This window comes from Sporosarcina ureae, from assembly GCF_029267015.1.
GTDB classification, from domain to species: Bacteria; Bacillota; Bacilli; order Bacillales_A; family Planococcaceae; genus Sporosarcina; species Sporosarcina ureae_D.
The window spans coordinates 35,901-59,623 of record NZ_JARIEA010000070.1 but is presented as its reverse complement, the minus strand read 5'-3'; the positions used below and the strand labels follow the sequence as shown (position 1 = coordinate 59,623).

Genomic DNA, 23,723 nt, shown 5'->3' with positions numbered 1-23,723 from the left:
AGGTGGTAAATTTACCTTCTGCCTACAAGGGTCTCAGCCATGCCCCTGTTCTCTGGATAGGTGAAAAATAAATTATTGTCCTCTTCGATGCATTTAGACATTTTATTTATGTTGAACTGTGTAAATAGTATAGAAAAGTCTGAGCGTAATTGCAAGTATATTTTATTAATTATTTCAACAAAGCCGTGCATGTTGAATAATTAATCCCGCCAGTTCTCGCCACCGAGTTTGAATGGTTGGCTGACCATGCGGATCCTCTCCATAATTCGTGCCGCTTTAATAGGCTCTTTTTCTCCACGCTGACTCGTTGTTAGATGGTGTTCCAATTCATTGTAATTAAAATTGGAGGTGAAGAATACTGGCAACTTTTCAGCCATACGGTACTGCAAGATGGTGCCTAGCACTTCATCCCTTGTCCACGTTGACATCGTTTCCGCACCGATATCATCGAGCATCAATACTGGAGCTCGTTTTACGAATTCCACTTTTTCGTCTAGTGTTTGGTTTTGGATGGACTGTTTCATTTCGCGAAGGAATTCTGGTACATAGACAACGACAGTCTGTATACGTCTAGTCGCCAATTCATTCGCTAACGCACCTAAAATGAAGGACTTTCCAATACCAAAGTTACCGAATAGATAGAATCCACGTTCCGGAACCTTACCGGTAGACTCGATTTGATTCAAGAAGTCTTTAGCAGCCCGCATAACGATCACGCGACTATCTTCTGAAAGGAAGTCAACGTTAGATAAGCGCGCTTCCATGACTTCTCTAGGCATGTACATGCTATTGACCATTTTAGAGATGTTTCTACGTTCATCTTCCAATTGCTTCGTAGGACAGATGATGTAGTCAATATCAATAAGGCGCTGTGCTATGACTAATTTCGGCTCAAAGCCTTTCATGACATTTATGCATCCATCTAGATTCGGACAGCGCTCACAAGCATGGGAAGCGGTAGTGTATTCATATAACTTACCCAAACTGCGGTTGACTACTTCTGTGTTTATTTCATCTGAATGTTCGTGAATGAAATGTTGGACACCTGGATCTTCCATCACTTCTGTTCGAAGTTCGTCGTATTTTTGGGCTAATGAAGGAGCATTAACTACTCGTTTCATCGCATCTCCAATTCGTTCCATGTTATTTCACCTCTGATTCTTGAATCCCCAATTCTTTCAATAACTTTTGGCGCTCTTCTTCAACATTGAAATCATTAGTTTTTTCGGATTTCTCATTCTTTTTATCACGCTTGTTAAACCATTCGGGAACTTTTTCTTCCCTAGTTGTTTTTCGATTTCTTGGTGTGGATTGCTTGCCTTCTTTAAGCCATTTCATGTATTGGTCATGTTCTTCTCTGGATAACTTCAAAGCCGTTTTCGCATCATTTACTTGTTTATTCGCCCAATGCGAAGCAATACGTTCCACAAAACTACTCGTGATTTTACCATCATTACGCAACATCACATATTGTAACAAGACATTGACGACGCCAACCGGAAACTTGTGTAAATTGATCAATCGTTCAGCGAGCTGGATATCCACTAGGAAAGGTTCTTTCTTACTCACTTTGCGCAACATTTCTTTCGGTGGTGTATGTTCCAAATAAAATAGTAATTCTTCATCACGACTCATGTTCTCTTTTGGTACTTCATCGACAATCGGCTGTGTAAACACCGACTGCAATTTAGGCGGTTGCATTGACGTATTCATCTTATAAAACTCCGCAGCTGCCTTTCGAACTTTTTCTTCTGTCAGCTGATGATTTTCATCCATCGCAATCATGACGACTTTTTGCATATCGAGCGGACTGAGTGAATACAAGAAAGCTAGCATCGCAATCATTTCCTGAGAAATAGTTCGTAACGAAGCTTTAGGGATCATTTGTTCAGATAAACCATTATAAAATAAATCGAAATTAAAATTAGCTACATAAAAGGGTATGCCGGGTGGTTCACTTTTCCCTTGAAACTGCATTCCTGCAGTCAATTCCATCGCTTGATCGCCTCTTGCTGGTTTATAGACATCTAAAAACGTTCTTGAGATATCGTGATACTCTTCTTTCGCAATCGGCTCTTCTAAAAATCGGCCACGTAATTGACGATACGGCTGCTCCCCGATCTTACTGAATAAAAATGTAGATAAAAGCGGGTCATTGAAAAAAGAAGGTGCGTCAAGCGGTGGTAATAGTTCATAAAGGAAAGACCGCTTATCTACTTCATGTTTTTTCTTATACGTTCGTAATAATCCTATAGCTTCCAATGAAATCCGTGCTTCAAAAATAGATTGAAGTGGAAAAGAGGACATATTCATTAAGTAATAGTGGGTATGTTCTTGCGGTTCCTTGCTCTCCGCATCCGTCCATAGCGTCATAAATAAACTGATCGCTTCAGGACCGATAAGTGGCTGATAGAATAATGTAAGCATCTGTCGGTCGTACGCAGAAAAAGGATGTGCTAATTTCACTTCGAAGGAATCGACAGGCTGCAACTCTGTGTAAAGCATTTCGACAATCGCCTCCCCTTCTAGTTAAACGCCTTACTTTTGTTCATCTTTCCTGTTTTGTAATTGTTGTAATTCGTCAATAAAGACTGTGATGTCTTTGTAATGGCGATAGACAGATGCGAATCGAACATACGCTACCTCATCTACATCCACTAAGCGCTCCATCACCATTTCTCCTACTTGTTCAGAATCTATTTCGACATTTCCTGAGCTTCTCAGTTCTTTTTCGATAGAAACTACGATTTCTTTTAATTGTTCAATCGGGACCGCACGCTTTTCACAAGCGCGAATTAACCCTCTCAGCAACTTTTCACCGCTAAATTCTTCGCGTGTCTTATCTTTCTTTACGACAACTAACGGAGAATGCTCTACTTTTTCAAATGTAGTGAAACGAAAACTGCATTTTTCGCACTCACGTCTTCTTCGAATCGAATGGTTTTCTTCCGCAGGCCGTGAATCAATCACGCGTGTTCCGTTGTAGTGACAAGCTGGACATAACATAGTTAGTTCCTCCGCATATTCATTAGTACTTTTCATTATAACAGAAACTAACCGTACAACAACAAACGGACATAGAAAAGCACTTCATCTCGTAAGATGAAGTGCCGATTCATTCATTAAGAAGTTACTTTGTCCGTTAATGCAGCAGCGACTTTTTTCGCCAATTGCACAACACGTGCTGAATAACCCCACTCATTGTCATACCAAGCAAGTACTTTGATTTTACGATCACCCATAACCATGGTAGAAAGTCCATCAAGTGTTGCAGATTCTGTTGTCGTATTGAAGTCGATCGAGACAAGTGGTTCAGTAGTAAAGCGAAGAATGCCTTTCATCGAGCCTTCTGCTGCTTTACGGAACGCATTGTTTACTTCTTCAACCGTCACATCTTTCTCAACGTCTACTACTAAGTCCACTAGCGAAACGTTCGGTGTGGGGATACGTAGTGCCAAGCCGTGAATCTTTCCTTGAAGCTCAGGTAGTACGAGAGACAAAGCTTTTGCAGCACCTGTTGATGTTGGAATGATAGACTCACCACAAGAACGCGCACGACGTAAATCTTTATGAGGGTTATCTAAGTTCTTCTGATCATTTGTATACGCATGTACAGTTGTCATGAGGCCGTTTACGATACCAAATTCATCATTCAATACTTTTGCGACCGGCGCCAAACAGTTTGTTGTACAACTTGCGTTTGAAATTACACTATGATTTTCAACATCTAATTTGTCGTCATTCACTCCGAGAACTATTGTTACATCTTCATTTTTACCTGGTGCCGTTAAAATTACTTTCTTCGCTCCTGATTCCAAATGAAGTGCAGCTTTCTCGCGTGAGTTGAATACGCCTGTTGATTCGATCACGATATCTACACCAAGTTCTTTCCAAGGCAATTTCGAAGGGTCGCGCTCAGTAATCAGTTGCACACGTTTACCGTCAACAACGATTGCGTTTTCTTCCGCTATAATCTCACCATCGAACACGCCATGTGTTGAGTCATATTTCAAAAGATGTGCAATAGTTTCTGCTGGATATGTAGCATTTACCGCAACTAGATTCACATCATCTTCCTTAATAATTTGACGGAATACCATTCGTCCAATACGGCCGAGTCCATTAATAGCAATTTTTGTAGTCATGAAAGGGATCCTCCTGCATATATGTTATATGTTATACTTTATATCTTTAATCGTTCATTAGTATAACACATATTATCGTTATGCCAACACTATTGCATCATAAATCTACAATTTAATTTACCAACGTAATTATTTGGGTACCGCTTGCCATTTTTCTAGGATATTTTCCAACTGTTTTTGAGTTTCTTCCACTGTATCGTTGTTGTGAATCACCGCATCCGCGCCTTGTTCTTTGATGCTCATATCCAATTGAGAGGCAATTCTAGCATCAGCCTCCGCTTCCGTTAGTTCATTGCGCGCGATCAGTCTCTGCTTTTGAATTTCCTTCGTGACAGAAACAACGATAATTCTTTCTACATAGTCATGGAGTTTACTTTCAAAAAGTAATGGAATGTCCATGATGACAGTTTGATAGCCTTGGTTCACATAGTCTTCCTTCTGTTTGACCATTTGGCTTCTAATTGCAGGATGCATCAATTCATTTAACTGCTGCCTTTTTGTTTCATCACCAAAAACAATTGCTCCGAGCTGTTCACGATGTAGCGTTCCATCTTCCCGCAACACATCTGCACCGAATGTTTGCTGGATCTCATCAAGCAATGGACTGCCTGGTTCTACAACTTCTCTCGCAATGACATCCGCATCTACAATCGGGTATCCTTTTTCACGCAACATATTGGCAACGGTACTTTTTCCGCTCGCTATACTTCCAGTTAATCCAATAATCATGTTCATCGCTCCTTATTTCTGGCATGATGGGCAATAGACAGATGTTCTGCCCGCAATCTGTTTACTCTTTGTTGACGTATCACATTCCAAGCACGTTTTTTTCCCATACATATGCAGCCGATTTTGCATCGTACCTGCATTGCCATTAACTGAACGATAATCGGATATCGTACTGCCGCCTGCATCAATGCTTTCTTGCAAAACGCGTACGATTTCTTCGAATAATAATATTTTGCGCTTTCTGCTAATCCTTTCGGCTGAACGTGCAGGATGAATCTTCATATGGAATAATGCTTCTGTAGCGTAGATATTACCGCATCCTGAGATCACTTTCCCATCCATAATTACTTCTTTGATCGGTTTTCTTTTATATTTCGGAGTTTCTGCCATCGATAAAAAATGTTCCAGTGCTTCGTCAGAAAAAGGTTCTGGTGCCATCTCTAACAAAGGAGGAAAATCTTCTTCTGTCTGCAAAAGGCGCATTTCGCCGAATCTTCGTATATCTGAGTAGACTAGTAAACCGCCATCTTCCATTTCTAAAAAGACATGTGCATGCTTGCGAAATTTCTCTTCTGTGATTTCGTCAGGGGAATTTACGACAAACCAAGCGCCCGTCATGCCAAGATGGCTGACAAGCAAGTATGGTTGATCTTCTTTCATTAAATGAAAATAAATATATTTACTACGACGCACAATTTTCTCGATTTGCATGTTTTCCATGCCGTGAAGAAAGTCGTCTACAGATTTCCCTTTAATAATCGTTTCTTTTCCAGCTGTTTTAGAAATGACAACGGTATCCGATACAGATAGTTGCTTCACCGTTCGTCCTTCCACGAGTGGCGCAAGGTCTCGCACCACTCCTTCTACTTCCGGTAGTTCTGGCATGTATATCCACTCACTTCGTTTCGTACCAAGACTTCCCATAATTCCAATCGACTTTTAATGGAACGTCGAGTTGGATTGTTTGTTCCATGACTTCCGGTACGATTTCTTTTAATTTTTCTAGTTCGTCCAAAGGTGCTTCAAAGATTAATTCATCATGCACTTGTAGCAGCATTCGTGCTTGCATATTTTCTTTTTCGAGTCTGGCATCCATATCAATCATCGCTTGCTTTATGATGTCTGCTGCAGTCCCTTGAATAGGCGTGTTCATCGCTGTACGTTCAGCAAAGCCCCGCAAGTTGAAATTGGAACTTGTAATATCCGGTAAATACCGTCTGCGTTTCAACAGTGTCGTTACATAGCCTTTTAGCTTCGCATCCGTAATACTGTCATCCATATATTGCTTGACGCCTGGGAAACTCGCTAAATACGTATCGATAAATTCCCCTGCTTCTTTACGGGTAATATTTAAACTTTGCGATAATCCATAATCACTGATTCCATAGACGATACCAAAGTTGACAGCTTTTGCTGCGCGACGCATATTGCTATCGACTTCTTCTTGCTTCACACCAAAAACATCCATTGCGGTTTTCGTATGAATATCCGCACCCTGCCGGAATGCTTCAATTAATTTTTCATCTTGCGAAATATGTGCAAGTACACGCAATTCAATTTGTGAATAGTCGGCCGCAAACATAATCCATTCTGTTTCAGATGGAATGAATGCCGCTCGTATTTTACGCCCTTCTTCTAAACGGATCGGGATATTCTGCAAGTTCGGATTGATTGAGCTCAATCTTCCCGTCTGTGTTAAAGCTTGTTGGAATCGTGTATGGATCTTACCATCTTCATGAATCTCTTTCGTTAGTCCTTCAATGTATGTTGAATTTAATTTACCAAGCTGTCGATATAATAAAATATGTTGAATAATTTCATGTTCACTTTCAAGCTTCTCTAGCACATCCGCAGCTGTTGAATAACCTGTCTTTGTTTTCTTGATCGGAGTTAGACCGATTTTCTCAAACAGAATAACGCCCAGCTGTTTAGGCGAGTTAATATTGAATTTCTCACCAGCCATTTCGTAAATCGTCTTCTCAATGACTGCGAGACGTTCCGATAGCTGTTCTCCAATCGTTGCTAGCACATCCACATCCGTTTTCACACCGGTTACTTCCATTTTACCTAGGATCTTTGCCAAAGGTAGTTCCAAGTCATGGAACAAGTCTTGCTGTTCATTGTCCTCTAACTGTTTTGTGACGATTGGGTACAGTTCCCATACTGCATGTGCTTTTCGCGCGGTATGGTTGGCAAGTTGTTCAGTTGCCGGTACAGTCCGTTTAGCGCCTTTCCCATAGACCGCTTCATCGCTTTCTACACCATGGTAGCCAAATGAACGTGCGATTTCAGAGACTTCATTCGTTGAAAATGAAGGATTGACGATGTATGCCGCCAGCATGAGATCGAATTCTGCACCGTTTAGTTCCATGCCGAGTCGCGCAATCGCTGCATAGGCTGATTTAGAGTCCGAAACGTATTTACGAGTAGCATGATCAGAAATCCAGTTCTTAAAGAGTTCAGAGGATGTAGCTAATTCTATAGAAATAAAGTACGTATCTGTTTCATTCGATAGTCCAATACCTAAAATGTCTTCGGATAAATAATTATCTCCATCTATTTCGACATGTAGAGACATCGTATCCGTCAGCATCGCTGAAGTAATTTCTTCTACAGTGTGTATGGCAATTTCTTCTAGTGGTTGAACTTCGATAGGTGCATCCATCTTTTCAAGTAACGATTTAAATTGTAACTCTTTATATAGCTGGATAACTTCTTCTTCGTTAGGACCCGCATAGTCCAAATCGTTCAATGACACCGTAATCGGCGCATGCACTTCAATCGTCGCAAGTTCTTTACTCATGAATGCTTGTTCTTTATTATTCACAAGATTTTCTTTCATTTTCTTTGCCGTGATTTGATCGATCGATTCATAGACTTTTTCGACGGAACCGTATTCCTTCAATAATTTCAATGCCGTCTTTTCACCAATTCCAGGCACGCCGGGGATATTATCAGATGCATCGCCCATCAAACCTTTCATATCGATGATTTGTAACGGTGCAATACCGTATTTTTCTTCGATATGCGCTGGTGTGTATTTTTCCAGATCGGTAATACCTTTTCTTGTAATACATACTGTCGTCTGATCATTCGCAAGTTGCGTTAAGTCTTTATCACCTGAGATGATGACAACTTCTGCTTCTGCGTCACTGCACTCCCTGCTCAATGTACCGATAATATCGTCCGCTTCATACAAATCAAGTTCATATTGCGTAATTCCGAATGCTTCAATGAGTTTACGAATGTACGGGAATTGTTCCGATAACTCTGGCGGGGTTTTTTGACGTCCACCTTTATATTCCGTATACGTACTGTGGCGGAATGTCGTTTTCCCTGCATCCCACGCCACAATCACATGCGTCGGTTCTTCATTGGCTAAGATGGTCTCCAACATCATCGTAAAACCGTATACCGCATTTGTATGAACACCTTTTTCATTCGTTAATAAAGGCAAAGCAAAGAATGCACGGTACGCTAAGCTGTTTCCATCCAATAAGACGACTTTCTGTTTTGTCAAAATTCATCCCACTCCTTTATGTTTGTCACTATAAAAAAACGTCATTTTCATCTAGTTTACCACGTTTGGCAACTCTAATGAAAATGACGCACTTATGATTACTCCATATTGCCCGTTAATAGCTTAGCATACGGTGAATCTGCCGGAAGAATGATCATCGTTTCATCATTCACGACTTTTGTATAAGACTGAAGTGTTCTATACAGTTTATAGAACTCAGGATCTTTTGCATACGCGTTGTTATAGATTTTTGCAGCTTCTGCCTCACCTTGCGCAGTTACGATTGCTGCTTCTTTTTTTGCTTTTGCTAGCATCTCTTGCACTTCACGATCTGTTTCTGCTTCAATCTTCTGCTTCTCTGCATCCCCTTCTGATAGGTATGATTGAGCAGTCGAATCACGTTCTGATATCATACGTGTGTAGATCGATTGTTCGTTTTCTTCCGGTAAGTCGATGCGCTTCATACGGACATCCACTACTTTAATTCCGTAGTTGCCATCATCCAAGAATTTATTTACTTTAGCTGTGACATCGTCATTCAAACTTCCACGAGAGGAATCTTCGTCATTGACAACATTGACGTAATCTAGACGTCCCATTTCATTTCGGACAACAGAGTAAATAAACTCTTCCATTCTCGCTTCCGCATTGACGATATTACGTGCGTTCGAAATCATTTTTGCTGGATCTGTAATATGCCATACTGCATAATTATCAATGATGATCCGCTTCTTATCTTTTGTATTGATTTCTGCTTCTGACACGTTAGAAGTCATGCGGTTTTTCGGCAATGTACTAACACTTTGAATGAATGGTATTTTCATATTGATACCAGGTTTTTCGATAATCCGAGTAATCTCACCAAACTGACGGACGACACGGTACTCATTCTCTTTTACGATAAATAAATTGGATAACAGAATAACGAGAATCGCAAAAACTACTGTTAGCGTTATAATGAGTTTCGTATATTTTTTCATATCAAACGCTTTTTTCGGTCGCATTTGCGTTACTTTAGGATCTGATTCCGGTCCCGGCTTCTGCGCACTTCTTTTTTGATCGGTTTCCCCCATCTTTTTGAGGGCTTCTTCTATCTTCTTGAAAGGGTTTTGTTCGTTACTCATGAAGCTTTCCCTCCTTTTTCAGCTGACGTATTCTTTTCTTCAGTAACCGGCGGCTGATCTTTTTGCAATTGCTGGAGTGGTAAATACTTCATCGTTTCTCCGCTATCGTTCATGATGTAAAGGTTTGCTTTAGGAAGAACTTGCTCCAATGTCTCTAGAATCAGACGCTCGCGTGTGATGTCTTTACTTTTTGCATATTCATTATACAAATCAGTGAATACCGCTACATCACCACGTGCTTGTTCAATACGCGCAGTCTTTTTCCCTTGTGCTTGTGATTTGATCGCATCACGTTCACCAATAGCTTCTTTCGTTCTCTGGTTTTCATATTTCTTCGCTTCGTTAATTTTTGTATTCTTCGTTTCACGCGCATCTGTTACAGCAGTAAATGCCGCACGTACTTCTGCGTTCGGTAATTCAACATCTTGCAATTTTACACCTTGCACTGCGACACCGATATCATACTTCTCTACTAAGCTAGTCAATAGATCACGTGTCTTCGCTTCGATTTCAGCTTTTCCATCCGTTAACGCGGCATCGATTGTGGAACTACCGATAACAGAACGAATAGAAGCAGATGCTGCATCTCTTAAGATTTCAATAGGATCTTCTGCATTAAATAAATACTTCTTCGGATCCACAATACGCCATTGTACTGTTAGATCGGTCAGAACGATATACTCATCACCTGTAATCATCTTCGTTTCCTTATCTACGATTTCACCTGATTTATCTTGCTTGTAACCGAAGTGGATACTATACGTTTCCTTGGACAAAATTTCTGTTTTTTGAATCGGCCAAGGCAATTTGAAATGTAGACCTGAGTCTGTGACAGGTGCACCCGCTTGTCCAAATGAAATGACGACAGCTTGTTCAGACTCGTCAACTGTGTACCATGTAGTAAAGACGATCAACAAAAGTAATAATCCAGTGATAAACAAACCGATTGTCACTAGGATCCTTTTTGTGCTCATATCTGTTCCCCCTTTTCTATGTATGACTACTGTACGGAACAGTAGTCAAATAAGTTTCAACTTTCTTTACTACAGTTGTTCATGGATAGGCAAGTGTATGCGGAAAACCGTGCCGACGCCGACTTCACTTTCTACTGTGACGATTCCATGATGCGCTTCCACTATGTGTTTAACAATCGCCAGTCCTAGCCCTGTCCCGCCTGACTCTCTACTTCTAGCGCGATCTACACGGTAAAAACGTTCAAATAAACGTGGTAGTTCTGATGGCATAATGCCTATTCCTTGATCGCGAACCGTAATTTCTACGTACTCCTCTACTTCTTCTACCAAAACTGTCACTATCGTTTCTTCCTGTGAATAGGCAATCGCATTATTTAATAAATTCACCATCACTTGCACTAAACGATCATGATCAGCAGGAATCATTACCTGTTGTGGAATATGCAAATCGATACGCATATCTTTTTCCTGAACTTTTGCCTGTACAATTTTGATGGATTGCTGAACTACGTCAACCAAATCAACAGGTTTTCGTGTAATTTCAAAACTTCCTTGTTCCATGCTGGACAAGCGCAATAAATCCTCGATCAATAATTGCAAACGATTACTTTCTTTATACATGATCTCGAGGAATTCACGTTTGGTAACAGGATCTTCTACCGCTCCGTCTAGCAACATTTCTGAAAAACCTTTAATAGACGTAACAGGCGTTTTGAGTTCATGAGAGACATTAGCCACAAAATCTTTGCGCACTTGCTCAAGTCGAACTAACTTTGTAATGTCATGCATAATAATCACAATTCCGAGCCAGTTACCATTCTCACCAATTACAGGAGCACCATATATTTCTAAATGACAAACACCTTCCTCAAGCAATACTTTCGATTGGAATGAACGCACTTCTTCCGTCAAGAAAATCTTTTCAATTTCAATTTCAATATCTGAAGGTAATCCTATATCTTTAAATGTTTTCCCCATCAGTTCTTCACCGTCACGATGAAAAGTTTCTTCAAACACGCGATTGACTAAGTTCACTGCGCCATGTCTGCCGAACATCAGGAGACTACTGCCAATGCTACTAACCAATGTTTTTAAGCGCTCCTGCTCCATTGCACGAAGCGCAGAGTTGCCTTGTAGTTTCTGTGCGACTGTATTGATTGAATTCGTCAGCTGGTAGTTCATCTCACTGTCTTCATTATTCGCTCTTGCCAAGTAGTTCCCTTGCGCTAACTGGTGCGCAACATCCATGAAGTGGTCAATCGGTTGAACATACTGTTGAATAATCTTCGCCAACACGAACATCATGACAATAAACACTAGGACGAGCGTGAACAGTAAGTAGACCCAATACGTTTGTTGAATGCCTGCATCTACATTTTCTCCGAATAAATGAAAAAATTGTCCTAAGATAATTCCTAGCACAATTAACAGAATGGATAAAATGACTGCGGAAGCCGTTAAGAGTTTAGTATAATAGTTCTTCATCTAGTTTTGCTCCCCGAACTTGTAGCCAACGCCTCTCATTGTTTTGATATAGCGTGGCTTTCTCGTATTTTCTTCGATTTTATCGCGTAGATGACTAACATGTACGTCAACAATTCGTGTATCTCCCGCAAAGTCATAATTCCAGACAGCTTGAAGTAGCTGATCTCGAGTGAATACGCGATGTGGATTCTTCATAAAATAAACGAGCAACTCAAATTCTTTCGGCGTGAACTCGAGTGGTTGGTTATCTAAATAGACTTCCATACGTTCAGGATAGACTGTCAATTGACCCGCTATCAATTTCTTTTCCTTTGTATTCTTAGGTTCTCCTGTTCGCCTCAAAACTGCACGTACTCTAGCTGCCACTTCACGGGGACTGAAAGGTTTAGTCATATAATCATCGGCTCCCATTTCAAGTCCAATGATTTTATCCATTTCTTCTCCTTTGGCGGTTAACATAATGATGGGTGTTTCAATGTCTTGTTTTCTCAACATACGGCACACTTCTAATCCGTCTATTTTGGGCAACATTAAATCCAAAATAATCAAATCGGGTTGTTCATCCAACACTTTTTCTATCGCTTCTTCTCCATCATTCGCAAGTACCGTTACGAAGTTTGCTTGTTGCAATGTAAATTCAATCAGCTTTTGAATTGATTGCTCATCTTCTACAATCAAAATCTTTTGTAGTTTAGTTTCCATCCGCAAGTTCCTGTGTCTGGCTTTGTTTAGTAGGAAGCTTTTGTGGGGCGATGACTACTATTTCTCCACTCATTACTCGCTCTCCTTCTTGATCCGTTGCATCCACTTGAATCGTTACTTGGTTCATTGCAACATCAAGCTTCGTAACTTCCAAGACGAATTCTACAATAGCATAGTGGTAGACGGGTTTAGGGAAATGCAATTGTTGGTTAATAATATGTGCACCTGGTCCTGGCATGTGTTTAGAAATAGCCGCCGTAACAATTCCGGTCAACATGATAGGCGGGACAATCGGCTGTCCATATATCGTCTCCGCTGCATAGTCATGTTGTAAATAGAGCGGATTCGCATCGTTTGTCAATCCTAGATACAACATCAAATCTTTATCCTCGATCTTTTCGGTCAAATGTAGCCTCTCACCTAGTTCTAACTCCGTTATATCTTTTCCTATAGCCTTACGTTTGCTTTTCAACAAATAATCTCCTCCTCTATTTCTTCAATCATCAATAAAAAGCTGAAAATTACTTCAATAATTAAATTATAACAATCCGTTCTTCAAAAATCGAGTTAACACGAAAAAAGATCGAACAGCTAAATAGCCATTCGATCTTAAACCTATACGTTTACGCTAGAACACTCATTACTGTACGTACAGAATCAGCAGACTTTTGAAGTCCAATCTTCTCATCGTCAGTTAATTCAAGTTCTATGATCCTTTCGATACCGCCTGCACCTAGAACAGTCGGTACACCTAGATAAATGCCATTCATGCCATATTCGCCTTCTAAGAATGCGATAGATGGCAATACACGTTTTTGATCTTTCAAAATAGCTTCTGTCATTTCAACTAACGCAGCGGCTGGCGCATAATACGCAGAACCATTGCCTAATAAGTTGACGATTTCAGCTCCACCTTTACGCGTACGATTCACAATTTCTTCTAAACGACCAGCTGAGATCAAGTTTTCTAATGGTACACCACCAGCAGTAGAATAACGTACTAGAGGTACCATATCGTCTCCATGACCACCCAATACGAAGCCTGTCACGTCTTTTACTGACAGGTTTAATTCCTGTGCGACAAACGTACGGAAACGAGCCGTATCAAGTACACCCGATTGACCGATTACACGTTCTTTAGGGAATCCTGATTCTTTGTAGACTGTATACGTCATCGCATCAACCGGATTCGTCAAGACGATGATTTTCGTGTCAGGAGAATACTTCACAATTTCAGCTGTTACCGATTTCATTACTTTTTGATTTGTCTGTACTAAGTCGTCACGGCTCATTCCAGGTTTACGCGCAATACCTGCAGTAATTACTACAACATCAGAGTCTTTCGTATCTTCGTAATTGGATGTACCCATGATGTTGGCATCAAACCCTTGAACCGGACCAGCTTCCAACATGTCCAATGCTTTGCCTTTCGTAGGATTTTCCATAGCTGGAATATCTACGATGACGACATCACATAATTCTTTTTGAGCTAAAAGGAATGCAGTTGTTGCTCCAGTAAAACCAGATCCGATAACCGATACTTTTTTACGCTTCAATGACATGCAAAACTCTCCTTTGTCAGAACAATATAGTAGAAAGAGGAGGATTTTCATCCCCCTCTCGTTTACTTCTTATAGGTTTTTGATTAATTCGTCAGCGAATCCAGAAGTGCTTACTTCTTCTGCATTGTCCATTAGACGTGCGAAGTCGTATGTCACTACTTTAGATGCGATAGACTTTTCGATAGAAGCAGTGATTAGATCAGCTGCCTCAGTCCAGCCAAGGTGTTGAAGCATCATAGTACCAGATAGCAATAGGGATGAAGGGTTAACTTTATCCAGTCCTGCATATTTAGGTGCTGTACCATGAGTCGCTTCAAAGATTGCATGACCTGTTTCGTAGTTAATGTTCGCGCCCGGAGCAATTCCGATTCCGCCTACTTGTGCAGCAAGTGCATCAGAAATATAGTCTCCGTTCAAGTTCATTGTAGCTACTACGTCGAACTCTTTTGGACGAGTAAGGATTTGTTGCAAGAAGATATCAGCAATTGCATCTTTAACGATGATTTTGCCAGCTGCTTCTGCATCAGATTGTGCTTTGTTCGCAGCATCTGTTCCTTCAGCGTCTTTAATACGGTCATATTGTTTCCAAGTGAATACTTTGTCGCCGAATTCTTCTTCAGCTAACTCGTAAGCCCAGCTTGCGAATGCGCCTTCTGTGAACTTCATGATGTTACCTTTGTGTACAATTGTTAGAGACTTGCGTCCTTCTTCAATTGTATAGTTCATTGCAGCACGTACTAAACGCTTCGTACCTTCTTCAGAAATTGGTTTGATACCAAGACCAGAAGTTTCAGGGAAACGAATATTTTTAACACCTAATTCAGTTTGAAGGAAGTTAACTAATTTTTTCGCTTCGTCAGAACCTTTTTGGTACTCGATCCCAGCATAGATATCTTCAGTGTTTTCACGGAAAATAACCATGTCACAATCCTCAGGACGTTTCACGGGTGAAGGTACTCCTTCGAAATAACGAACCGGACGCAAGCAAGTGTAAAGATCTAGTTCTTGACGTAGTGCTACGTTCAATGAACGGAATCCTCCACCGATCGGCGTTGTAAGTGGCCCTTTAATCGCAATTAGATATTCTTCAATTGTGTCAAGAGTTTCTTTTGGAAGCCAGTCACCAGTTTCGTTGAATGCCTTTTCTCCTGCAAGAACTTCTAACCAATTAATCTTCTTTTTTCCGTCATAAGCTTTTTCAACAGCTGCTTCGATTACGCGTGAAGCTGCATGCCAAATATCCGGACCTGTGCCATCGCCTATAATGAAAGGAATCGTTGCGTGATCTGGGACGTTTAAAACACCGTTAGTTACTGTAATCTTTCCATCATTAGCCATTATTGATATCCTCCTGAGTTCAAAATCAGTGGGCCGGTATACGAGATACCGCCCCACGAATTTACTTTTTTTTATCGTTCATTGATTGGAACATACTTCTGCATGCCTGGTCCAACGTACTCTGCACGCGGGCGAATCAAGCGGTTGTTTTCGTATTGTTCTAGGATATGTGCAATCCATCCTGAAAAACGAGAAACTGCAAAAATAGGTGTGAAAATATCATGATCGATGTCTAATGAATGATATACCGAAGCGGAATAGAAATCAACATTTGGAGGCAATTTCTTTTCTCCAGTGACAATTGCTTCGATTTGTTCAGACATATTGTACCACTTTTCTTCACCGCGAAGAGTAGTCAATCGCTTAGACATTTCACGTAAGTGCTTCGCACGTGGATCACCTTGACGGTATACACGGTGTCCGAAGCCCATGATTTTTTCTTTGTTAGCAAGTTTTTCACGAATATATGAATCGACCTTATCTTCGTCGCCGATTTCCATTAGCATATTCATAACCGCTTCGTTTGCACCGCCGTGTAATGGACCTTTAAGAGCGCCAATTGCAGCAGTTACGCCAGAATACATATCAGATAGAGTCGCTACACAAACACGCGCAGTGAACGTAGATGCGTTCAACTCATGGTCTGCATGTAGTACAAGTGCTTTGTTGAATGCTTCTTCAGCGATATCAGCAGGCTCTTCCCCAGAAAGCATGTAAAGGAAGTTTGCCGCATAGCTTAAACCTTTTTTAGGTGCTACTGGCTCTTGTCCTTTTCTGATACGTGCGAATGCAGTAACTACTGTTGCAACTTTAGCCTGAAGCTTAACTGCTTTCTTGTAGTTTTCTTCTGGTGACATATCTTCCGCTTTTTCATCGTATAATCCTAGAAGCGAGATTGCTGTACGAAGTGCTGCCATTGGATGCACTTTGTCGATTGGGTACGTTTTGAAGTGATCAAGAACCCCTTGTGGAATTTCTGCGTTATCTTCTAACTGCTGCTTCAATTCAGCAAGTTCCTTTTCATTTGGCAAACGTTTGTGCCAAAGCAAGTAAACTACTTCTTCAAAACTAGCATTTTCTGCCAAATCATCGATGCCGTATCCTACGTATGTAAGAGTGTCATCGATAATGGAACTGATTTGAGTTTGTGCTGCCACGATACCTTCCAAACCTTTTGTTGCTGTCATGATATTCGCTCCTTCTTCCCAGTTTGGTCATCTCCCTGAAGCGGAGTGCAGAACGATGACCATCTGCTAATTATATTTTTATCTAAAACGCTTACAAAGACCATTATAAGCAACTTTAACGGTTTTGTGAATGGTAAAGATGTTTTTTATTTATTATTACCCGAAAGGAATGGACAAATCCGCATGATATCCATCGACTCCAAGCGCTTCCAAACCTATGCCCGTCAATGGTTGCCGGCTATATTAATCGTGATTTTTCTCATCGTGATCCCACCTATAGGGTTTGCGATAGTTTTCGCTTTCTTCACTGCTCCGCTTATGAATTCTTTAATTGCGCTTACAAAACTGCCGGCTTTTCTAGCTGCTTTATTCATAATGGTGGTGCTTGCCTCTTTAGTATACACCTTTCTATTTCTATCAATCAACGGATTGATTTCTGTCATATGGACAATGGAAGATCAATTAGGTGTAATTATCGAAATGATGGATAGCAAAGGCTGGAATTTACATGCCGCCGCAGAACAATTTATTCAATTAAGTCATGAGGCAATGGAAGGGATCATTAGTTTACTGCAAAAGACGTTTCAGCAAATTTTCAGTACATTTTTATTTATTATCGCGTACTTTTTCGCTTTACGAGAAAGTGCCACCAATCGCTTTTGGTTTTTAGTTTACTTCCCTAAAAACTTCAGACAGGTAGCACGCAAGATTTTTGATAGGTCAAGCCGTTTGATGGGGCATTTCTTCTCGGTCCAAATCCGCTTATTCTTCATGACCTTTACACTGATGGCGATCGGTTTTTGGCTACTTGATTTTGAATCATTTCTAACAAAAGCATTCTTGATATCGTTAGTTGACAGCATTCCGTTCCTGGGAATAGGACTAGTATTTCTTCCGATGATTGCGTTTTCTTTCTATATTGACGATATACACATCGCGATCGGCTTATTGGTCCTATATATCGTACTACTCGTCAGCCGACAGATGGTTGAATCCCTTCTTTGGGCACACGCGTTTAAATTACGAACCGTACACTCTTTCATTATTACCGCTTGTGCAGTGTATTTATTCGGGTTGTACGGTATCATGTTTTTACCCTTTTTCTTATTTATCGCATTAAAAGTTAAAGAACATCCGACATTTACATAACTCGGATTTGACCATTACGTATTTTATTGTAAATCCATTTGACGATAAACGGATACAAAATTTTACGTGGACCACTGAACAATAATAATAGTCCTACAATATCTGTAATGAAGCCCGGCATTAATAATAATAATCCACCTAGTAAAATACACACACTGTCGACTAGCGCTTTACCAGGCGTTTCTCTGTTGGCCATGCGAAACTGTAAATCGCGCCATGCACGTAGACCTTGTTTCTTGGCTAGGTAAGCACCGCCGATACCGGTCGCGATAATAATTAAAATTGTCGGCATGATCCCAAGTGTTTTACCTGAAAACATTAATAATGCCAGTTCTGACGTTGGCACAATGATGAATAACGCTATTAACCATTTCATATAGGAACCTCCAAAAAAGACCGCTCTCTCTTTACGAGAAGCGGTCTATATATTTTTACAATACTTTTGCGTGACCGTTGTAGATTACACCGCTCGCTGCATCCATTGTAATGTCACTGCCATTTTTAATAACCGATGTAATGTTTTCAGCACCAACGATTACAGGTATACCTAGACTTAAACCAACAACTGCTGCATGGCTAGTGAGTCCTCCTGTTTCGGTGATGATGCCTGCGCATCGCTCAAGAGCAGCAAACATATCACGGTCTGTAGAATGCGTGACAATGATGTCACCATCTTTGATTTGTGTTAATGCTTCCTGTGAATTCTTGATAATCTTCGCTTTACCGAAGGCAACGTTTTTGCCGATACCTTGGCCGCGACCAATTAAATCCCCGATAACGTGTAATTTCATCAAGTTGGTTGTGCCTGCTTTACCGACTGGTACACCCGCAGTGATGATCACTACATCGCCATGAGTAACATATTGGTGTTTAACACTTTCTTCGACTGATTCCTGAAGAATACCGTCGATGTCGAGTGCTTTCTTTCCAACGATTGGATAAACACCCCAAACAAGTGTCAGTTTATTGGAAATCACTTCTGAACGTGTTACCGCAATAATAGGAACACCAGGACGGTATTTCGCGATCATTGTTGCAGTTTGACCACTTTCCGTTGGTGCCAAAATCGCTTTAACATTCAAGTTAAGAGCTGTATAAGAAGCAGCTTGTCCAATCGCCTCTGTTAGATTCCCTTCTTTTTCTCTTGTTCTTGTGGAAACGACAGAATGGAAGTCCATGGATTCTTCAGTAGACAAAGCAATTTTGCACATTACTTTTACAGATTCGACCGGGTACATTCCAGCAGCCGTTTCACCCGAAAGCATAACAGCATCTGAACCGTCCAAAATCGCGTTGGCTACATCACTTGCTTCAGCACGTGTAGGACGTGGGTTTCTTTGCATGGAATCCAGCATTTGCGTCGCTGTGATAACAGGTTTACCATACTGGTTACATTTACGGATCATCATTTTTTGTACCAAAGGAACTTCTTCAGCGGGAATTTCTACTCCTAGATCTCCACGCGCAACCATCAGGCCATCAGACAATTGAAGAATTTCGTCTAGATTGTCTACGCCTTCCTGATTTTCAATCTTTGGTACGATATGAATATGTCCGCCATTATTATTTTCAAGTAATTCACGGATTTGAATAACATCAGATGCACGACGTACGAAAGAAGCTGCGATAAAATCAACGCCCTGTTCAATACCGAAAAGGATATCCTCTTTATCTTTATCCGTAATTCCTGGCAATTGCACAGATACATTCGGAACGTTGACACCTTTATTATCTTTTAAAGGACCTGCGTTAATTACTTTTGTATGAATTAATCCTTTTTCGATATCTTTGCCTGTTACTTCAAGTTCAATCAAGCCATCATCTAAAAGCACGAATGAACCGCGATCGACGTCATGAATTAACTGTTCGTACGTAACGGAAAATGTTTTTGCAGTACCGAGTACTTCTTGCATTGAGATATCTACTGCTTGTCCTCTTACTAACTCGATTTGGCCTTCTGTCATTTTATGCGTTCGAATTTCAGGACCTTTTGTATCGAGCAAGATTCCAACTACTTTTTCTTTTTCAGCTGCCGCTTTGCGAATTCTTTCAATACGTATTCTATGCTCTTCTTGGGTGCCGTGGGAGAAGTTCAGGCGTGCAACGTTCATCCCTGCGTCAATCAGTTCTAGCAATCCTTCGTAAGATTCACTTGCTGGACCGATTGTACACACGATTTTTGTCTTTCTCACTACTTATCGCTCCTCTGCGTCATGTCGACTCTGACTAATTAGATGGATAGTGTTTCTGCCAATTCTAATAATGACAAGTCCAACTTTTCTTGTTTAATAAAGACTTCTTCTAAATTATAGTCTACCACTTTATGATTTCTCATTCCAACAGCAGAACTTGTTTTTCCGGACAATAATGTTTCAACCGCTCTGGCTCCGTATTGACTGGCAATTACCCGGTCACGCGCGGATGGTGAACCACCGCGTTGCATATGTCCTAAAATAGACACTCGGGTTTCGACTCCCGCTTCTTCTTTCAAAATATCTGCCAACTGTGTAGCAGACATTATACCTTCAGCCAGTACGATAATACTGTGTTTTTTCCCGCGGCTTGTACTTCGCTTGATGCGCTTGACAATGGAATCTGCGTCAAACGGCTTCTCGGGTAATATGATGGATTCGGCACCGCCGCCTAGCCCTGCCCATAATGCTAAATCTCCTGCGTCACGACCCATTACTTCAATAATAAATGAACGTTCGTGGGATGTTGCAGTATCCCTGATTTTATCGATTGCTTCAACGACCGTGTTTAGTGCGGTATCGAACCCAATCGTAAATTCTGTACCGGGTATGTCATTATCAATCGTAGCAGGTACACAAGCACACGGAACACCCATTTTAACTAATTCGTTCGCTCCTCTAAATGACCCGTCCCCACCAATGACTACCACTCCATCAATCGCATGGAGCTTGATTTGTGCCAGAGCTTTTGCACGACCTTCTTCTGTCATAAACTCCGGGCATCTAGCGGATCGCAGTACGGTTCCACCGCGCTGAATAATATCTCCAACAGAGCCAAGCTGGAATTGCTCTATTTTGCCATCAATCAACCCTTGATAGCCATTGAACACGCCAGAAACTTCCAATCCTTCATAGATCGCTTTTCTGACTACAGAACGAATTGCCGCATTCATTCCCGGTGCGTCGCCACCACTTGTTAAGACCGCAATTTTTTTCATGTCGATCCCATCCTTTAATCATTACTTGTATGTACGAGCAAAAGACGCGGTTGCCCGCATCTTTTATTCCGAAAACACGCCAATACTCCGGAATTTATTGTATCGGTTATCAATCAACTCTTCTGATGATAAATCGCATAATTCCTTTAATGATCTACGTATAGTACAACGGATCTCAATAGCCTGTTTATTAGCATCACGATGTGCACCACCAAGTACTTCGGGAATGATTTCATCAATGATGTTCATATCTTTCAAATCAGGTGCAGTGATTTTCATCGCTTCCGCCGCCTGTTTAGCAAGTGATGGATCCTTCCACAAGATAGAAGCTGCGCCTTCAGGTGAAATAACCGAGTATGTGGAGTTTTCAAGCATATGGATATGATTTGCAACTCCTAGAGCCAACGCACCCCCACTGCCTCCTTCTCCAATAACGATGGAGATTACAGGAACTTTCAAGCCTGCCATTTCAACGAGGTTGCGGGCGATCGCTTCACTTTGTCCACGTTCTTCCGCCGCCTTACCAGGATACGCACCTTTAGTATCAATGAAACAGATAATAGGACGATTGAACTTTTCCGCTTGTTTCATCAGACGGAGTGCTTTACGGTACCCTTCAGGATGTGGCATACCGAAGTTGCGTTTAACATTTTCTTTCGTATCTTTACCGCGCTGATGTCCGATAATTGTAATAGGCGTTTCTTCAAATGAAGCAATTCCGCCTATTATGGCTTCGTCATCTCCAAAGTTGCGGTCGCCATGAAACTCAAGGAAGTCTTCAAACAAACGAGTAATATAATCTTTCGTTGTAGGTCTTTCCGGATGCCGAGCTACTTGTACACGATCCCACGGCTCCATGCCTTCATAGATATCTTTTTCTAATTTCGACAAGCGGTTTTTCAGATTGATGATTTCAGAAGAAAGATCTACATCATTCATTGCTGTATACTCTTCTAATTCATTGATTTTTTCACGCAATTTTACGATAGGTTCTTCAAATGCGAGTGTTTTACTCATACAATTTCGATCTCCTTCCGTGCGTGAAGGCTCAGGATTTTATTCATCACTTCTGGCATTTCATTGCGATGAACTACCGCATCCAATTGCCCGTGATTCAATAAAAACTCTGCTGTCTGGAAATCTTCCGGCAGTTTTTCACGTACTGTTTGTTCAATTACGCGCCGTCCCGCAAATCCTATTAGAGCTTTCGGCTCTGCCAAGTTGATATCACCAACTGAAGCGAAACTAGCCGATACGCCACCTGTCGTCGGGTATGTCATAATGGAAATATACAATAAGCCTTTGTTGGCATGTCTTTCAAGAGCTACACTTACTTTAGCCATTTGCATTAGACTAATGACGCCTTCTTGCATACGGGCACCGCCACTTGCCGAGAAGATCAACATAGGAATTCCTAATTCAGTAGCTTTCTCTACAGCTCTTGTGATCTTTTCCCCAACTACCGAACCCATGGAACCCATACGAAAATGTGCATCCATCACGGCAACTGCGACTCGGTTCTCATGAATGGTTCCGACACCAGTAAGCACAGCTTCGTTTAGTCCAGTTGCTAATGCGTCTTTTTCAACTTTTTCTGTATAAGCAGGGAAGTTTAGCGGATTCTCTGTCTTTAAGTGATTATCCATTGATTCAAAGCTGCCTTCGTCAAATAAGTGATCGATTCGTTCTTGTGCCGTCATTTTATAATGATGCTGACAAGAAGGGCAAACTTTACCATTCTTCAGCAAGTCCTTTGTCAAAATCACATGCTTACACTCCGGACATTTTGTCATAATTCCTTCTGGTACATCTGCTTTACTTTGAGCAGACGGCATTGTATGTTGGTCAACTTTTGGTTTCTTTTTAAATAATTGCTTGATACTCATTCCGTTCCCCTTCTTTCTCCCTCAACTTGATGCATCCATTTTTCATACCAAGTTAAGGCTTTTTCCGTATTCCCTGCCATTATTTCGTCCAGCAGTTCATGCACAGTTACTATTTCTTCATCTGTTGCAATAGCTACATCGAAAGAAACACCACTATACTGTTTCAATAAAAACCAAATTTTCAAGGAGAGCCGATTTTCAGTAGCGACAATAGTTTCGCGCACAATATCTTCACGCAAAAACACAGACTCTTCTTCTCGCAATTTACTTTGCATGCCTTTCCATACAGGCAGCATACGCAGTTCTTCATTTTCTGTAACCGTTGTAATAGCTGCACGTTCATGAATCATCCTTGTTTCAACTACATCTTGGATAGATCGCGCTTGCTGCATAATAAACGTCGAGAGAACTTCCACTAACTGATGTTTTTTGAAATCGGATAGAAATGTTCCTTCGCCTCGTCTTGTTTCAATGAGGCCAAGCAATTCCATACTTCGTAACGCCTCGCGTACTGCCGTTCTGCTTACTTGCAGCTTTTCCGCTAAATGACGTTCAGATGGTAACTTATCGCCATACTCGATTTTTTGTTCACTAATCAGTAATTGTAGTTCTCCGATAATATCCAAAAAACGCTTGGATGATGATTGTGGATTTTGCATGAGGAGAACTCCTTTTTCGTTCCATAAACGGAGTGGTCTGACCACCCTGCATACTAGCATACAAAAAAGTCGG

22 protein-coding genes and 1 other annotated feature (1 of these 23 only partly in view) are annotated in these 23,723 nt (G+C 41.0%); of the genes, 1 reads left to right on the top strand and 21 read right to left on the bottom strand.

Annotated features, from left to right (window positions below):
- Positions 1-97 (bottom strand) — a binding site (T-box leader) (it extends 134 nt beyond the left edge of the window).
- Positions 98-200: 103 nt separating this feature from the next.
- The 15 genes from dnaI to citZ all read right to left on the bottom strand — a co-directional run bounded on the left by dnaI (position 201) and on the right by citZ (position 16,766).
- Positions 201-1,142: a primosomal protein DnaI gene (dnaI, locus tag Q7P97_RS11610; RefSeq protein WP_303969334.1), complete on the bottom strand. Its 942-nt coding sequence runs from the start codon at positions 1,140-1,142 to the stop codon at positions 201-203.
- Position 1,143: 1 nt separating this feature from the next.
- Positions 1,144-2,505 carry a replication initiation and membrane attachment family protein gene (locus Q7P97_RS11605; protein WP_303969333.1) on the bottom strand — a complete coding sequence of 454 codons (1,362 nt, stop codon included), beginning with the start codon at positions 2,503-2,505 and terminating at the stop codon, positions 1,144-1,146.
- Between the two features lie 33 nt (positions 2,506-2,538).
- Complete coding sequence (nrdR, locus tag Q7P97_RS11600) at positions 2,539-3,006, bottom strand: transcriptional regulator NrdR (protein WP_085426533.1); 468 nt, start codon at positions 3,004-3,006, stop codon at positions 2,539-2,541.
- Positions 3,007-3,122: 116 nt separating this feature from the next.
- Positions 3,123-4,145: a glyceraldehyde-3-phosphate dehydrogenase gene (locus Q7P97_RS11595; protein ID WP_303969332.1), complete on the bottom strand. Its 1,023-nt coding sequence runs from the start codon at positions 4,143-4,145 to the stop codon at positions 3,123-3,125.
- 129 nt (positions 4,146-4,274) lie between these two features.
- Positions 4,275-4,874, bottom strand: coding sequence for a dephospho-CoA kinase (gene coaE, locus Q7P97_RS11590; RefSeq protein ID WP_303969331.1), 600 nt, complete (start codon positions 4,872-4,874; stop codon positions 4,275-4,277).
- A gap of 12 nt (positions 4,875-4,886) precedes the next feature.
- The gene (gene mutM, locus Q7P97_RS11585) at positions 4,887-5,759 is read right to left on the bottom strand and encodes a bifunctional DNA-formamidopyrimidine glycosylase/DNA-(apurinic or apyrimidinic site) lyase (protein WP_303969330.1); all 873 of its coding nucleotides are present in this window, start codon (positions 5,757-5,759) and stop codon (positions 4,887-4,889) included.
- 10 nt (positions 5,760-5,769) lie between these two features.
- Positions 5,770-8,394 carry a DNA polymerase I gene (gene polA, locus Q7P97_RS11580; RefSeq protein WP_303969329.1) on the bottom strand — a complete coding sequence of 875 codons (2,625 nt, stop codon included), beginning with the start codon at positions 8,392-8,394 and terminating at the stop codon, positions 5,770-5,772.
- Between the two features lie 98 nt (positions 8,395-8,492).
- The gene (hflC, locus tag Q7P97_RS11575; protein WP_303969328.1) at positions 8,493-9,518 is read right to left on the bottom strand and encodes a protease modulator HflC; all 1,026 of its coding nucleotides are present in this window, start codon (positions 9,516-9,518) and stop codon (positions 8,493-8,495) included.
- Complete coding sequence (gene hflK, locus Q7P97_RS11570; protein ID WP_303969327.1) at positions 9,515-10,492, bottom strand: FtsH protease activity modulator HflK; 978 nt, start codon at positions 10,490-10,492, stop codon at positions 9,515-9,517. The genes hflC and hflK overlap by 4 nt, the downstream gene beginning before the upstream one ends.
- A gap of 69 nt (positions 10,493-10,561) precedes the next feature.
- On the bottom strand, positions 10,562-11,977 hold the full coding sequence (gene pnpS, locus Q7P97_RS11565; RefSeq protein WP_303969326.1) for a two-component system histidine kinase PnpS: 1,416 nt from the start codon (positions 11,975-11,977) through the stop codon (positions 10,562-10,564).
- On the bottom strand, positions 11,978-12,679 hold the full coding sequence (locus Q7P97_RS11560; RefSeq protein ID WP_303969325.1) for a response regulator transcription factor: 702 nt from the start codon (positions 12,677-12,679) through the stop codon (positions 11,978-11,980).
- A complete protein-coding gene (locus Q7P97_RS11555) occupies positions 12,669-13,154 on the bottom strand; it encodes a MaoC/PaaZ C-terminal domain-containing protein (RefSeq protein WP_303969324.1) in 486 nt (161 codons plus the stop codon). Before Q7P97_RS11555 ends, Q7P97_RS11560 begins: the two co-directional genes overlap by 11 nt.
- Before the next feature lie 148 nt (positions 13,155-13,302).
- Positions 13,303-14,241 (bottom strand): malate dehydrogenase, encoded by a 939-nt coding sequence (gene mdh, locus Q7P97_RS11550; RefSeq protein ID WP_303969323.1) that lies wholly within the window; start codon positions 14,239-14,241, stop codon positions 13,303-13,305.
- A gap of 69 nt (positions 14,242-14,310) precedes the next feature.
- Positions 14,311-15,579: an NADP-dependent isocitrate dehydrogenase gene (gene icd, locus Q7P97_RS11545; RefSeq protein WP_085426544.1), complete on the bottom strand. Its 1,269-nt coding sequence runs from the start codon at positions 15,577-15,579 to the stop codon at positions 14,311-14,313.
- A 71-nt stretch (positions 15,580-15,650) separates the two neighbouring features.
- The gene (gene citZ / locus Q7P97_RS11540; RefSeq protein WP_085426545.1) at positions 15,651-16,766 is read right to left on the bottom strand and encodes a citrate synthase; all 1,116 of its coding nucleotides are present in this window, start codon (positions 16,764-16,766) and stop codon (positions 15,651-15,653) included.
- A gap of 45 nt (positions 16,767-16,811) precedes the next feature.
- Here citZ and Q7P97_RS11535 point away from each other — a divergent pair, with 45 nt between their 5' ends.
- On the top strand, positions 16,812-17,915 hold the full coding sequence (locus Q7P97_RS11535) for an AI-2E family transporter (RefSeq protein ID WP_303969322.1): 1,104 nt from the start codon (positions 16,812-16,814) through the stop codon (positions 17,913-17,915).
- On the opposite strand, the gene Q7P97_RS11530 is transcribed toward Q7P97_RS11535, so the two are convergent.
- The 6 genes from Q7P97_RS11530 to Q7P97_RS11505 form a co-directional block, all read right to left on the bottom strand.
- Positions 17,908-18,291 (bottom strand): FxsA family protein, encoded by a 384-nt coding sequence (locus Q7P97_RS11530; protein ID WP_303969321.1) that lies wholly within the window; start codon positions 18,289-18,291, stop codon positions 17,908-17,910. The two genes, Q7P97_RS11535 and Q7P97_RS11530, sit on opposite strands and share 8 nt — an antisense overlap.
- Before the next feature lie 55 nt (positions 18,292-18,346).
- Entirely contained in the window at positions 18,347-20,107 is a 1,761-nt protein-coding gene (gene pyk / locus Q7P97_RS11525; RefSeq protein ID WP_303969320.1) for a pyruvate kinase, read from the bottom strand.
- Between the two features lie 38 nt (positions 20,108-20,145).
- Positions 20,146-21,105 carry a 6-phosphofructokinase gene (pfkA, locus tag Q7P97_RS11520; RefSeq protein ID WP_303969319.1) on the bottom strand — a complete coding sequence of 320 codons (960 nt, stop codon included), beginning with the start codon at positions 21,103-21,105 and terminating at the stop codon, positions 20,146-20,148.
- A 63-nt stretch (positions 21,106-21,168) separates the two neighbouring features.
- Positions 21,169-22,122, bottom strand: a complete 954-nt coding sequence (locus tag Q7P97_RS11515; RefSeq protein WP_303969318.1) for an acetyl-CoA carboxylase carboxyltransferase subunit alpha — start codon at positions 22,120-22,122, stop codon at positions 21,169-21,171.
- Entirely contained in the window at positions 22,119-22,940 is an 822-nt protein-coding gene (accD, locus tag Q7P97_RS11510) for an acetyl-CoA carboxylase, carboxyltransferase subunit beta (protein ID WP_483315715.1), read from the bottom strand. Before accD ends, Q7P97_RS11515 begins: the two co-directional genes overlap by 4 nt.
- Positions 22,941-22,987: 47 nt before the next feature.
- The gene (locus Q7P97_RS11505) at positions 22,988-23,650 is read right to left on the bottom strand and encodes a FadR/GntR family transcriptional regulator (RefSeq protein WP_303969316.1); all 663 of its coding nucleotides are present in this window, start codon (positions 23,648-23,650) and stop codon (positions 22,988-22,990) included.
- Between the last annotated feature and the right edge of the window lie 73 nt (positions 23,651-23,723).